Below are 12,813 nucleotides of genomic sequence, written 5' to 3'. Positions count from 1 at the left end.
GCACACGCGCTGTACCCGGGAGCAAGCGGCCTCCGGGCCGGAAAGAGGAGAGGGGGAAGCGCCGACATGCCGACCTGCCCGAACGGACACCAGTCGGGTTCCGAGGACTGGTGCGAGGTCTGCGGCCATCGCATGGCCGGGCCGGGCGCCGCGGCCGGCGCCGTACCGCCTCCTCCCCCGCCGCCGCCCGCGCCCGGTTACGGCTTTCCGCCGCCCGCCCCCGGGGCCACCGCCCAGGCCGAGCTGTGCCCGCAGTGCCGCACCCCGCGCGAGCCGATGGCTCCGTACTGCGAGGAGTGCCGCTGGAACTTCCTGACGAACACGGCGACGTCGTACACGCCGCTGGCTCCGCAGCACTCGAACCCCGGGGGGCGCGGTGGCCCCGGCGCTCCGGGCGGCCTCGGCGGTCAGCCGCCCGGGGGTCCCGGCGGCCCGGGGGGACCCGGAGGTCCCGGGGGTCCCCTCAGCGCGGTGCCCGGTCTGAATCTGCCGCCCGGTTTCCAGGCCCAGCAGGGGCCGCCCAGGCCGCACGACCCGTACGAGTACCAGAGTTCGCGCCCCTCGCAGCTCAACCGTCCCGCGGAGCCCCTGGCACCCGAGCCGCCCGCGCACTCCTCGCCGCCGTTGTCGCCCGTCCATCCGTCGCCGCAGGGCCCCCCGGCGCCCCCGCCGTACCAGCAGGGGCCGCCGCCTCCGCCCGTCTTCCAGCAGCAGTCCTCCGCGCCGCCCGCGCCGCCGCTGCCCCAGCGGACCGGCGACGACGACTGGATGCTGCCGCCGCCCTCGCACGGACAGGGGCCGCAGGGTCCCGCGCAGGGCGGACCGGGCCTGCCACCATACGGTCAGAGCCCGCTCGGCTCGCTCGCGCAGCCCGGAGCCCGGAGCCCCGACCCCATGCGTTCCGAGCCGATGCGCTCCGAGCCGATGGGCCAGTACGGCGCCCCGGCGGGCTGGACCGCGGTCATCGGACCCGACCGTGAGTACTTCATGGCGATGATGCAGCGCAGCGGCCCCGAGGCCACCGGGCTGAACCTGCCCGCGTACTCCCCGGAGCAGCGGCTCACGCTGGAGGGGAACCAGGTCACCATCGGCCGCCGACGGCACTCCACCGGCGAGTCCCCCGACATCGATCTGTCGGTCCCGCCGGAGGACCCGGGCGTCTCGCACCAGCACGCCGTCCTGGTCCACCAGCCGGACGGAAGCTGGTCCGTGGTCGACCAGAACTCCACCAACGGCACCACGCTCAACGGCGCCGAGGACCCGATACAGCCCTATGTCCCCGTCCCCCTCAAGGACGGCGACCGGGTCCATGTCGGCGCCTGGACGACGATCACTGTCCGCCGCGGCTGATCCCGCCGACGCTGAGGGGCCAGACGTACGGGCCCGCGGGGTCGTCCAGCCAGGCCCACTGACGGCCCCCGGCGATGGTGACGCCGAACCGCTCACGCCCGGGGCGGTGCTCACGCTCCCACAGGGAGAGCGCCTCGTGCGGATCCAGGCTGCCCGCGGTCAGCGCGAGCAGGAAGCGGAAGAGATCGTTCTCGATCGCGCGTCTGGGCAGTCCGCCGAGGGGACGGTGGATCAGCGCGGTGCCCGGCATGCCCCGCAGCGGGACGAAGAACGCGGCGGTCTGGAGGAAATGCCCCTCCGCGCAGGTTCCGCGCGCGCCGTCCCCCCTCCTCCCGACACTCCCGCCGTCCTCCGCGCTTCCCTTGTTTCTCCCGCTTCCCCCGCTTCCCCTGTTTCTCCCGTTTCCCCCGTCGCCGCCGCTGTCCTCGCTCCCGCCGTCCCCGACCCGTAGCGCGATCACGCCCGTGGCGAGCGGGGCCAGGATGCGCGCCCCGGGCCGGCACTGCTCCAGCCAGGCCGTCGGCACCGACGGCAGGGTGCAGGTCGCGATGATCCGGTCGTACGGAGCGCCCTCGGGACAGCCGCGCGCGCCGTCGCCGGTGACCACGGCGGGCCGGTAGCCGGCCGTCGCGAGATGGGCGCGGGCGGACTCGGTGATCTCCGGGTCCAGATCCATGGTGGTGACCAGCTTGTCGCCGAGCCGGTGGCAGAGCAGCGCGGCGTTGTACCCGGTGCCCGCGCCGATCTCCAGGACGCGGTCCCCGTCCCGTACCTCCAGCTCCGTCAGCATGCGGGCCATCAGGGAGGGCTGGCTGCTGGACGAGATCTGCTCGCCGTCGCGCACCCGGGTCGCCAGCGGCCCGTCCACATACGCCCCGTGCAGCCAGCGCCGCCGTCGCGCCGGGTCACGGTCCCCGCCCCACAGCCGGTCGTAGCCGCCGGGCCGCCCCACGAAGTAGTACGGCACGAAGACATGGCGCGGCACCTCCTCGAACGCCGCCCGCCAGGCCGGGTCGTCCAGCGCGCCGGTCCGCGCGATCTCCGCGACCAGCGCGGCACGCGCCTCGGCCGCCTCGGGATCGTCGGGACCGTACGCGTCGTCACGGTGTGCGCCCATCCCTCCACTGTCCTGGGTGAGCGCCCAGGAAGCGAGTGGGCCCGCCAGGTGGACGTCAGTACCGCCCGTACGACGGCAGGGCGTCGGGAAGAGCGGGCGGTACGGCACGCACAGGTCCTGGGACCGGACACGACCGGACAGGACCGGACGCGGACCGGACAGGACAGGGCAGGACAGGGCAGGACCTAGGCCCGAGGTCCTCGGCCGGTGCGTCTGAGACGATGGACGGGTGAACGAGATTCCGCACGGCACGCTTCAGGAGCAGACCTTCTACGAGCAGGTCGGCGGCGAGGAGACCTTCCGACGCCTGGTCCACCGCTTCTACCAGGGGGTGGCGGAGGACCCGCTGCTGCGGCCCATGTACCCGGAGGAGGACCTCGGCCCCGCCGAGGAGCGCCTCGTGCTCTTCCTCATGCAGTACTGGGGCGGCCCCCGTACGTACAGCGACAACCGCGGCCATCCCCGGCTGCGGATGCGTCATGCCCCGTTCACGGTCGACGCCGCCGCGCACGACGCCTGGCTGAAGCACATGCGGGTGGCGGTCGACGAGCTGGGACTGTCCGAGGAGCACGAGCGGCAGCTCTGGAAGTACCTCACCTATGCCGCCGCCTCGATGGTCAACTCCGCGGGCTGATCCCAGGGGTGGTCAGGCCACGCCCCCGGGCGGCCCCCGGCAGCCCCGGGGCCCGGCCCATCGGGACGGCGCACCACCGGGACGGGTGACGGTCCGGGGCGGCTGGCCCCGGACCGGTCGTCACGCCGGACCGGTCGTCAGGCCGGGGTGACGGACAGTCCGCCGAGGCCCGCGTGCCGTACCGCTATCGACCCGTAGGGCGTACGGAGCCGGAGCCAGCTTCCCGACTCCAGCAGCGCCACCGGCGTCGGTGTCGTCAGGGGCGCCGACGGATTCCCGGCCGCGGCGCGCGCGGCGGGCGCGGCGGGCGCGGACACCCTCTCCCGTACCGGCCGCAGAAAGCCCAGTGACTGTGCCGCGTGCACGGCCCGCAGCGGAAGCCGGGTCTCGCCGAGGGTCCGGGACCAGATCTCCCGGCCGATCCGGTCACGCTCGGCCCTGGTCCTGCTGCCGGGCGCCAACTGCTCGTCCCGGGAGCGGAATTCGGTGACCGCGGCCGACAGCGCGCCACGGATCGCCCCCTCGCCCGGCAGTCCCGCCACCTGCCGCCAGCCACCGCGCGGCGGCAGCACCCCGGCCCACGGGGGCCCGGTGACGGCCGGGGGCACGACCGCGTGGCCGGCGTGTTCGTCGATCGCTTCGAGCAGTTCACCGGCGGAGACGGTGACATCCAGTTCGTACGGCGCGGCCAGCCTGGCCGTACGGATCGCCAGCACCTCGAAGGACGCCGGCCGGCCGAACACCGCGAGCGCACCGCCCCCGGCCTGGAGCCGGACGGCGGCGGCACGGTCGTAGTGGATCAGCCGGGCAAGGAAGGCGCCGAGATCGGCGGCCTCCCGCGCGTCGGCGAACTCCAGTCTCTGCACGGGCTCAGGCATAGGCACGGACGCGGTCATGCCGCGATGGCATCCTTCTCGTCATCCAGATACTTCAGGAGGAAGGACCTCTCCTCCTCGGTGATCCGCCGGGGCCGTCCGGCGGCCAGGTCGTACGGTACGACGACCGTCGAGGCCCGTACGTACACCTCTTCGGAGTCCTCGTCGTCCTTGATCTGGTACGCGATCGTCAGCGACGCGGCCCTGATGCTCGTCACCCACGACTCCACGGTCACCGGGTGGTGCCGGTGGACGAGCGGTCGCTTGTAGTCGATCTCGTGCCGGGCCACGACGGACCCGCCGGAGAAGGACGGGGAGCCGTCCCCCGGCGCCAGCCGGAACATGAAGTCGATCCGCGCCTCCTCCAGATAGCGGAGGAAGACCACGTTGTTGACGTGCCCGAAGGCGTCCATGTCCGACCAGCGCAGGGGGCAGGTGTAGAAGTGCCGGGCCATCTCAGCCCCGGGTGAGCTTCTTGTAGGTGGCCCGGTGCGGGCGGGCCGCGTCCACACCGAGCCGCTCGACCTTGTTCTTCTCGTACGACTCGAAGTTGCCCTCGAACCAGAACCACTTGGAGTCGCCCTCGTACGCCAGGATGTGCGTCGCGACACGGTCGAGGAACCAGCGGTCGTGGGAGACGACCACGGCCGCCCCGGGGAACTCCAGCAGGGCGTTCTCCAGCGAGGACAGGGTCTCGACGTCGAGGTCGTTGGTCGGCTCGTCGAGGAGCAGCAGGTTGCCGCCCTGCTTGAGGGTCAGCGCCAGGTTGAGACGGTTGCGCTCACCGCCGGAGAGGACCCCGGCCGGCTTCTGCTGGTCCGGGCCCTTGAAGCCGAAGGCGGAGACATAGGCGCGCGAGGGCATCTCGACCTGGCCGACGTTGATGTAGTCCAGCTCGTCGGAGACGACCGCCCACAGCGACTTCTTCGGGTCGATGTTCGAGCGTCCCTGGTCGACATAGCTGATCTTGACGGTGTCGCCGACCTTGATGACGCCGGAGTCCGGCTCCTCGATGCCCTGGATCATCTTGAACAGCGTGGTCTTGCCCGCGCCGTTCGGACCGATCACACCGACGATGCCGTTGCGCGGGAGCGAGAACGACAGATCGTCGATCAGGACCTTCTCGCCGAACGACTTGGAGAGGTGCTCGACCTCGACGACGACACCGCCGAGCCGCGGGCCCGGCGGGATCTGGATCTCCTCGAAGTCCAGCTTCCGCATCTTGTCGGCCTCGGCGGCCATCTCCTCGTAACGGGCCAGCCTGGCCTTGGACTTGGCCTGGCGTCCCTTCGCGTTGGAGCGGACCCACTCCAGCTCTTCCTTGAGCCGCTTGGCGCGCTTGGCGTCCTTCTGGCCCTCGACCTTCAGACGCGTCTGCTTGGTCTCCAGGTACGTGGAGTAGTTGCCCTCGTAGCCGATGGCGCGGCCGCGGTCCAGCTCCAGGATCCAGCCGGCGACATTGTCGAGGAAGTACCGGTCGTGGGTGACGGCGACGACGGTGCCGGGGTACTTGGCGAGGTGCTGCTCCAGCCACTGGACCGACTCGGCGTCCAGGTGGTTGGTGGGCTCGTCGAGCAGCAGCAGATCGGGGGCTTCGAGCAGCAGCTTGCACAGCGCGACCCGGCGGCGCTCACCACCCGACAGGTTGGTGACGGGCCAGTCGCCGGGCGGGCAGCCCAGCGCGTCCATGGCCTGTTCGAGCTGGGTGTCCAGGTCCCACGCGTTGGCGTGGTCGAGGTCCTCCTGGAGCTTGCCCATCTCCTCCATGAGCGCCTCGGAGTAGTCCGTCGCCATGGCCTCGGCCACTTCGTTGAAGCGGTTGAGCTTGCCCATGATCTCGGCGGCGCCGTCCTGGACGTTCTGGAGGACGGTCTTGGACTCGTCCAGCGGCGGCTCCTGGAGGAGCATGCCGACGGTGTAGCCCGGGGAGAGGAACGCGTCGCCGTTGGACGGCTGCTCAAGGCCGGCCATGATCTTCAGCACGGTGGACTTGCCGGCGCCGTTCGGACCCACCACACCGATCTTCGCGCCCGGCAGGAAGCTCAGCGTCACGTCATCGAGGATGACCTTGTCGCCGTGCGCCTTACGCGTCTTGCGCATCGTGTAGATGTACTCAGCCAAGAGAAACCGTCCGGCAATCGAGAAGGGCCAATGTGCGGCTCCGCCGCGTGAGGGCAGATACACCCCATCTTGCCTGACGTCCACCCCCCGATGGAAACCAGCACCACCCCGCGAGACGGCCGCGCACCCGCGCGGAGCCCGGTGGGAGGACGGTGCGGTGCCGGTGGGGGACCCCGGCGGGAGACCGGTACGAGCCGCTGGGCCGGATGTCGGGCGGGACACCGGGCGGGGGCGGCAGGACACCGGGGCCGGGGCGGTCCCGCGGACCGCCCCGGATACGGGCGTGGCCCCCGGTACGCGGGCGCGTGCCGGGGGCCACGGTGCGCGTCGTATCACTCGGCGCGCGGGTGTACTCACTCTCGGGTCACTCCGTGGGGAAGCGGATCACTCCCCGGGGGTCGAGGCCTTCTTCTTGCGGAGGAAGAAGACAGCCGCGCCGCCGAGGACCACCAGGGCGATCGCGATCCCCGCGATGACCGGGGTGGCGCTGGAGGAGCCGGTCTCCGCCAGGTCGCCCGTGCCGGTCATGGTGCCCAGGCCGCCCGCGGCGACCCCGTCGGCCGGGACCGCGCCGGGCTGCGAGGAGGGCTGCTCGCTCGGCGCGGGGGCGGGGGTGCCGGTGGTCTCGCAGTCCAGCACGCCCTGGAAGTTCTGGGTGAACCCGGCGGGCCCGGTGATGGTGAAGTCGTACGCCTCGTCCTCACCGACCGGCACCGTGACGGTCTTGGTTCCGCCGGGCGCGACGGTGTGCTCGGAGCCGTTCAGCTCGAAGGTGAAGGGCTCGTCGCCCGTGTTGGCGGCGGTGACGTCGACGCCGCCCTCCGCGCAGTTCTTCTCCGCCGTGACCGCGGGGACCGCGCCCTGCTTGGCCCAGGCCGCGGTGGCCGTCGCGGAGACGGTGGACTCGCTGGACCCGGCCAGGATCTGGGTCTGGCTCTTGGTGACACCGGCGAAGGCGCGGCCGACCGGTACGGAGGTGGTGGCCTGCACCCCGAGCGAGGCCGTGCCGTCGGCGGCGTCGGAGGGCACGTCGAAGTACAGCTCGGTGCCGTTGGCGGCGGCGGTGACCGGCGCGCCGTCCTTGTCGGTGATCTTGACGCCGGTGGCCGCGTCGGCGGGCGGCGCCACCGTGACGCTGTCGGCGTCGGTGCGGACGGTGACAGGACCGATCTTCTCGCCGGCCTTGCCGGAGACCGCGCCGGGCTCCAGGGTGAGCGAGGCCTTGGGCTCGGCGCTGTCCTGCGCGCTCTTCTCCAGCCAGTCGGCGAGCTTCTCTGCCTCGGGGTCGCTCGCGTCGACCTCGGCGCCGTCCGAGTAGCGCCAGATCGCGACCTGGGTGCCCGCGGCGGCGGTCTTCTCGGTGAGCGGCCCGGTGCCCGCGGCCCCGGCCAGCGCCGAGAGGTCGTCGATCTGCGGGTAGGAGTGCTCCAGGATCCAGCGGATCTTGCCGGCGTTCTCGTTGGCGCCCAGCGAGGTCTGGTCCCAGGGGGTCTCCAGGTACTTCGCCTGCTCCTGCGTCGGGTTGTGGATGTCGATGCAGTACGTCTTGAGCTTGCCGCCGCCGTCGACGGTCATTTCGAACAGTCCGGCGGGAAGCTGCTGGTCCTTGCCGTTCACGTGGAGCACGGCGCCGTCGTAGGTCTTCAGGCCGTCGAGGGTGGCGGCGGCGCCGCCCGGGTGCTGGGGGGTCCCCTCGGCAACGGCCGCGCCGGCACCGGCCAGCGAGCCCATCGCGACCAGACCCGACACGAGAACCGCGGCGGCGAGACGGGCGGCGCCTCGCCTCCGTACGGATGACGCAGATATCGCAGAAAACACAGAATTCCCCTTCGGGCGAGGTTCTGTCGCGCTGTGAACGCGTGGGGGGATACCTCGCCGGCAGACACAAGTGCCCCGTGAGTACTCGCGAATCCTATGGATGGAGGCAACCACGAATGCCCACCCGCGCACCCAGGCAACCGTTCCGAATCGGAATCGTTATCGACACTCCGAGGCAACCATGGAATACGGCTGGGAATATCGACAAATCTCCACAACCGTCTCTCAGGCGACGGGGATCGCGCCGGGCAGGACATCACGCCCGGGATCCGGCGCCGCCGCCGGGGGTTCCGGACCGGGCGCGGGGACCGGACGCCCCGGCCCGGGAGCCGGGCCGGGCAGGGCGAAGGGGTCGGGTGCCGCCACCGGTCCGGCCACCGGGTCCGGTACGCGCCGCCCCTGCTCCACGCCCTGGTCCCGCTCCTGACCTCGGCCTTCGTCCTGACTCCGCGCCGCCTTTCCATGACGCTCCGTCAGGGGCGGGGACGCCCGGCCCGCACGTCTGAACGCGGAGGTCCCGCGTGTCAGATCGTGTCCCACCGCCACCGCGTCGATATCCGCCGAGACCCTGCGCTGTCCGTCCCGCTCGTCCTCCCTCACCCGCAGCCTGCCGTGCACCACGAGCGGCTCGCCGACGGACACCGAGGCCGCCAGATTGGCGCCCAGCGTCCGCCAGGCCCATACCGTGTAGAAGCTTGTCGGGCCGTCCGCCCACCCGTTTCTCTGCCGGTCCCAGCGGCGCGCGGTCACCGCGAATCGGAAGCGCGCCACTCCGCCCGCGGCCGACTCACGGAATTCCACGCCCGTGGCCACATTCCCCACCACCGTCACCACGGTGTCGTTCATAACGGCTTCTCCTGTCCGGTCCTCACTGACTGATTTCATGCTGGACCGGACGGAAGGAATGTGCTGGAGCCTGTGGATTACCCGTCAGTTGTGGAAAACCCCGTCACCCGCTTCGGCGTTATCGGCCCGCCCGGGACACGGCCACGTACTGGTCCCGCACCTCCCGGTAGCGCATCAGCTCCGCCGCGATCGGATCGAGCACCCGCGCCCGTCCGCATCCCGCCGCCGCCTCGCGCAGTTTCCGTTCGGCGTCCTGCCCGTACCGCCGCGCGGGTCCCCGCGCGGCGGCGCCGCAGGCCCACTCCACGAGCGGTCCGCCGATGATCCCGGCCAGCATCACCAGCGCGGGCGGGATCAGCCCCGGTTCCAGGACGCCGACGATCTGCCCCACCAGCCAGAGCGCGCCGAAGATCTGAAGCAGCGTCATGGCGGCCTGGACCAGTACGGCGGCGGGCCACCAGGCCGGCCGCGGCGGCCGGCCGCCCGGTGTCCCCGCCGCCACCGCCAGATCGTCCAGGGCCTCGGAGAGCCCCCGGGCGCCCCGTGCCGCCGCCTCGCGCACGGAGTTCGCCCAGGGCGCGGGCAGTCCCGCGGCCGCCTCCTCCGCGACCGTACGGACAGCCTGTTCCACCCGCTGACGTGCCGTCAGCTCCTCCTCCACGACGGCCTGGGGCCGCGCCGTCCCGTACCCGGGCATCCGCCGGCTCTCGTACCAGCGCCACAGCCGGAGCCAGGGAGTCCCGCACGCGCGCCCGGCGTTCCTGAGCCACTCGCGCTCCGCCGCCTCGCCCGCGGCCACCGCGCCGACCGCCCAGGCCAGCCGGTCCGCGAACTGGTCGCGCGAGCGCTCGCCGAGTCCGGGGCGCCCGTCCGCGACATACGAGGGCCGCAGCCGCCGGGCCGCCGCGTCCACATCGGCGGAGAGCCGCCGCGCCGCCGCGGTCCGGTCCTGTACGAAGCGCCCGAGCAGGTCCCGCAACTCCCCCACGCCCTGCCCGCCGAGCGCGGAGAGCGCGAGCACGGTGGCACCGGGCTCACCGTGCTCGCCGACGGCCATACCGTCCTCGTCCAGCAGCCGGCGCAGATCGTCGAGGACCAGGTCGGCGGCCTCGCCGGGCAGCCGGTCGATCTGGTTGAGCACGACGAAGGTGATCTCGGCGTGCCCGGCCAGCGGACGCAGATACCGTTCGTGCAGGGCGGCGTCCGCGTATTTCTCGGGGTCGACGACCCAGATGACCGCGTCCACGAGCGCGAGCACCCGGTCCACCTGCTCGCGGTGCTGGACGAGGGCCGAGTCGTGGTCGGGGAGGTCGACCAGGACGAGCCCGCTCAGCTCCTCGTCCCCGTCGCCGCCGGCCAGCGGTCTGCGCCGGAGCCGTCCGGGGATGGCCAGCCGGTCGAGCAGTCCGGCCGCGCCGTCCGACCACATGCAGGCGATGGGCGCGGAGGTGGTGGGCCTGCGCAGGCCGGTCTCCGAGATCGGCACCCCCGCCAGGGCGTTGAACAGCGTCGACTTGCCGCTGCCCGTCGCTCCCGCGATGGCGACGACGGTGTGGTGCGAGGAGAGCCGCTGGCGCGCTGAGGCCTCCTCCAGGACATGTCCGGCCTCCGCGAGCAGGGAGCTGTCCAGCCGGGCCCGGGAGAGCCCCACCAGTTCGCCGAGCGCGTCCAGACGCCGCCGCAGGGTGCCGCCGTACGCACCGCCGAGGGGCGTGTGCGCCTCGGTCCCGCCGGGGACACCGCCGTCCTCGCCGCCTTCGGGCGCGCCCGTCAGACCCGGTACGCCGTGTACGCCGTGTACCCCGTGTACGCCTTGTACGCCGCTGAGGTCGCCGACGCCGTCCAGTTCGTCCTGCTCGTCCGGATCGGCCGCGAGGGCATCCTTCCCGGCGGCGCGGCGGGCGATGAACCCGTCGTTCCAGCCGCCGGGAGATCCCTGGGCGGCACCCGCGTCGGCGGGGGCGAGGAGGGCGCCCACGGGGCCCGCGTCCCGGGCCTCCCTGTTCACCCCGGCCCCGGCCGCCCTCTCTGTCCCGGCCGCCCTGTCTGTCCCCGTTCTGTCCGTCCCCGTTCTGTCCGTCCCCGTTCTGTCCGTCCCCTCCCTCGTGTCCGTCGCGCCTGTCGTACCTGGGGCATCCGCCCTGTCCGTCCCCGCGGTCTTGCCGAACCTCTTCACGCTGTCCGCACCATTCGAATTATTTGCACTATTTACGTTATTCGCACCGCTTGCTTTATCTGCCTTACGCTCCCTACGCGTTCTGCCGGCCCTCTTCGCTTTTTCCGTCCCGCCGGCCTTTTCCGCCCCACCGGATTTCTCCGCCTTATCCGTAACAGCGGTCACGTCGGCCACTCGGTCATCTCTCCTTCTGGAGTACGGACAGCGCGGCGATCAGCTCGGCCTGCGGCTCGGGGTTCACATCGAGGGCATCGAGGGGTGCCAGCCGCCGGTCGCGTTCCGCGTGCAGGACGCGATCGATGTACGTGGTCACCAGCGCGCCGCCCCGGTCGCGCAGCCGCAGCGCCCCCCGTGCCCCGATCCGGTCCGCGAGCCGCTCCCCCGCCGCCCGTGCCCGACGGCCGCCCAGGAGGGCCGCGGCGAGCAGGGCCGCCACGGTCTCGGGGTCGGGAGCGCCGGCGCGGTCGAGGTGCCGCACCTCCTCCTCGGCCAGCTCCTCGAGCACGCGGCGCCAGCGGCGTACGGCGATCCCGACCCGCTCCGCCCCCTCACGGTCGGGACCCGGTGCGGGCAGGGCCGCGGCGGCGGGTTCGCGCTGCCACGCCTCGGTGACCCGTTCCTCGGCGGCGGCGACGGCGCACTGCAACAGCGCCCCCAGGCTCTCCGCCAGCGAGTCGAGCAGTTCACGGGCCGAGCTGTCCCGGGGGTAGCCGCGCCAGCGCGTACGCGCGTCTCCGGCGAGCACGGCACCGCGCTGGAGCTGTCTGCGCACCCGCTCGCTCTCGGCCGCGTACGCCTCCTCCACGGCGCTCGTGAGCCGTACGGAGGCGGCGTACTGGGCGGCCACCGCCCCGGCCAGTGCCGGCATCCGTACGTTCAGTGAATCGATCACCCCGGCCGCCGTACGGACCAGTGCCTGCTGGCGGGCCGCCGGGTCCTGGACCCGGTGCGCGAGCCAGCCGAGCAGCGGCGCGACGGCGGTGGTGGGCAGCAGTCCCCGCCCGCCGCCGGCCGACTCGGGCAGCTCGGGGATGGTGAACCGGGGTACGTCGCCCAGGCCCGCGCGCGTCATCAGCTTCCCGTACTGCCGCGCCACTTCGTCGATCATCTGGTGCGGCACCCGGTCGAGGACGGTCACCAGCGACGCGTCGTACTCCTTGGCGGTACGGAGGAGATGCCAGGGCACGGCGTCCGCGTACCGGGAGGCGGTGGTGACCATGACCCACACATCGGCCGCGCAGATCAACTCGGCGGCCAGCAACCGGTTGTCCACCACGAGCGAGTCGATGTCGGGGGCGTCGAGCAGGGCGAGCCCGCGGGGCAGGGAGGAGGCGGTCTCGACGCGCAGCGTGTTCTTCCCCAGGGTGTCAGGACCCCCCGCCGCGTCCTCCTCCTGCTGCGGCAGCCAGACCCGGGTGAGATGGGGCAGCACCCGCATCCCCGCGAACCAGTGGTGGTCCTCGGGATGGCAGACGAGTACGGGGGTCCTCGTGGTGGGCCGCAGCACCCCCGCCTCACTGACCCGCCGTCCCACAAGGGAGTTGACGAGCGTGGACTTTCCGGCACCGGTGGACCCTCCGACGACGGCGAGCAGCGGTGCTTCGGGGTCCCTGAGCCTCGGCAGCAGATAGTCGTCGAGCTGGGCGAGCAGCTCCGCTCGGGTCTGCCGGGCCCGCGGCGCACCGGGAAGAGGCAGTGGAAGACGCACGGCAGCGACACAGTCGCGCAGTGCGGAGAGTGCGTCGATCAGCTGGGGCCGTACATCCAAGGTCACCACATGCGAAGAATGCCCAATTTTGGAGCCTTTTTGAAGCGTATAGACATCTCTGCGCGCCGATCAAGCACCGGGGACAGACGGGACGAGTGGGGCGCAGGC

General features: G+C 72.4%; 10 protein-coding genes. 2 read left to right on the top strand and 8 right to left on the bottom strand.

Annotated features, from left to right (window positions below; all coding sequences use genetic code 11):
• The first annotated feature begins 66 nt into the window (after positions 1 to 66).
• The gene (locus ACFYYH_RS07035; RefSeq protein ID WP_388546952.1) at positions 67 to 1,350 is read left to right on the top strand and encodes an FHA domain-containing protein; all 1,284 of its coding nucleotides are present in this window, start codon (positions 67 to 69) and stop codon (positions 1,348 to 1,350) included.
• Here the strand turns inward: ACFYYH_RS07035 and ACFYYH_RS07030 are convergent.
• On the bottom strand, positions 1,331 to 2,467 hold the full coding sequence (locus tag ACFYYH_RS07030; protein WP_388546949.1) for a methyltransferase domain-containing protein: 1,137 nt from the start codon (positions 2,465 to 2,467) through the stop codon (positions 1,331 to 1,333). The two genes, ACFYYH_RS07035 and ACFYYH_RS07030, sit on opposite strands and share 20 nt — an antisense overlap.
• 229 nt (positions 2,468 to 2,696) lie before the next feature.
• Between ACFYYH_RS07030 and ACFYYH_RS07025 the strand changes: the two genes are divergently transcribed.
• Positions 2,697 to 3,101 (top strand): globin, encoded by a 405-nt coding sequence (locus tag ACFYYH_RS07025; RefSeq protein ID WP_388546946.1) that lies wholly within the window; start codon positions 2,697 to 2,699, stop codon positions 3,099 to 3,101.
• A gap of 137 nt (positions 3,102 to 3,238) precedes the next feature.
• On the opposite strand, the gene ACFYYH_RS07020 is transcribed toward ACFYYH_RS07025, so the two are convergent.
• The 7 genes from ACFYYH_RS07020 to ACFYYH_RS06990 form a co-directional block, all read right to left on the bottom strand.
• Positions 3,239 to 3,979: a hypothetical protein gene (locus tag ACFYYH_RS07020; protein WP_388547269.1), complete on the bottom strand. Its 741-nt coding sequence runs from the start codon at positions 3,977 to 3,979 to the stop codon at positions 3,239 to 3,241.
• Positions 3,980 to 3,993: 14 nt separating this feature from the next.
• Complete coding sequence (locus ACFYYH_RS07015; RefSeq protein WP_388546945.1) at positions 3,994 to 4,431, bottom strand: acyl-CoA thioesterase; 438 nt, start codon at positions 4,429 to 4,431, stop codon at positions 3,994 to 3,996.
• A 1-nt stretch (position 4,432) separates the two neighbouring features.
• Positions 4,433 to 6,097, bottom strand: a complete 1,665-nt coding sequence (gene ettA / locus ACFYYH_RS07010; RefSeq protein WP_388546943.1) for an energy-dependent translational throttle protein EttA — start codon at positions 6,095 to 6,097, stop codon at positions 4,433 to 4,435.
• 384 nt (positions 6,098 to 6,481) lie between these two features.
• Positions 6,482 to 7,915 (bottom strand): Cys-Gln thioester bond-forming surface protein, encoded by a 1,434-nt coding sequence (locus ACFYYH_RS07005; RefSeq protein ID WP_388546939.1) that lies wholly within the window; start codon positions 7,913 to 7,915, stop codon positions 6,482 to 6,484.
• Between the two features lie 225 nt (positions 7,916 to 8,140).
• Positions 8,141 to 8,761 (bottom strand): single-stranded DNA-binding protein, encoded by a 621-nt coding sequence (locus ACFYYH_RS07000; protein ID WP_388546936.1) that lies wholly within the window; start codon positions 8,759 to 8,761, stop codon positions 8,141 to 8,143.
• A gap of 118 nt (positions 8,762 to 8,879) precedes the next feature.
• Complete coding sequence (locus tag ACFYYH_RS06995) at positions 8,880 to 10,769, bottom strand: GTPase (protein ID WP_388546934.1); 1,890 nt, start codon at positions 10,767 to 10,769, stop codon at positions 8,880 to 8,882.
• A gap of 346 nt (positions 10,770 to 11,115) precedes the next feature.
• Positions 11,116 to 12,705 (bottom strand): dynamin family protein, encoded by a 1,590-nt coding sequence (locus tag ACFYYH_RS06990; RefSeq protein ID WP_388547267.1) that lies wholly within the window; start codon positions 12,703 to 12,705, stop codon positions 11,116 to 11,118.
• Positions 12,706 to 12,813 lie beyond the last annotated feature (108 nt).

This window comes from Streptomyces sp. NPDC002018 (assembly GCF_042890865.1).
Classification (GTDB): Bacteria; Actinomycetota; Actinomycetes; order Streptomycetales; family Streptomycetaceae; genus Streptomyces.
The sequence above is the reverse complement of the archived record's forward strand: the minus strand, read 5'-3'. Positions and strand labels throughout refer to the sequence as shown.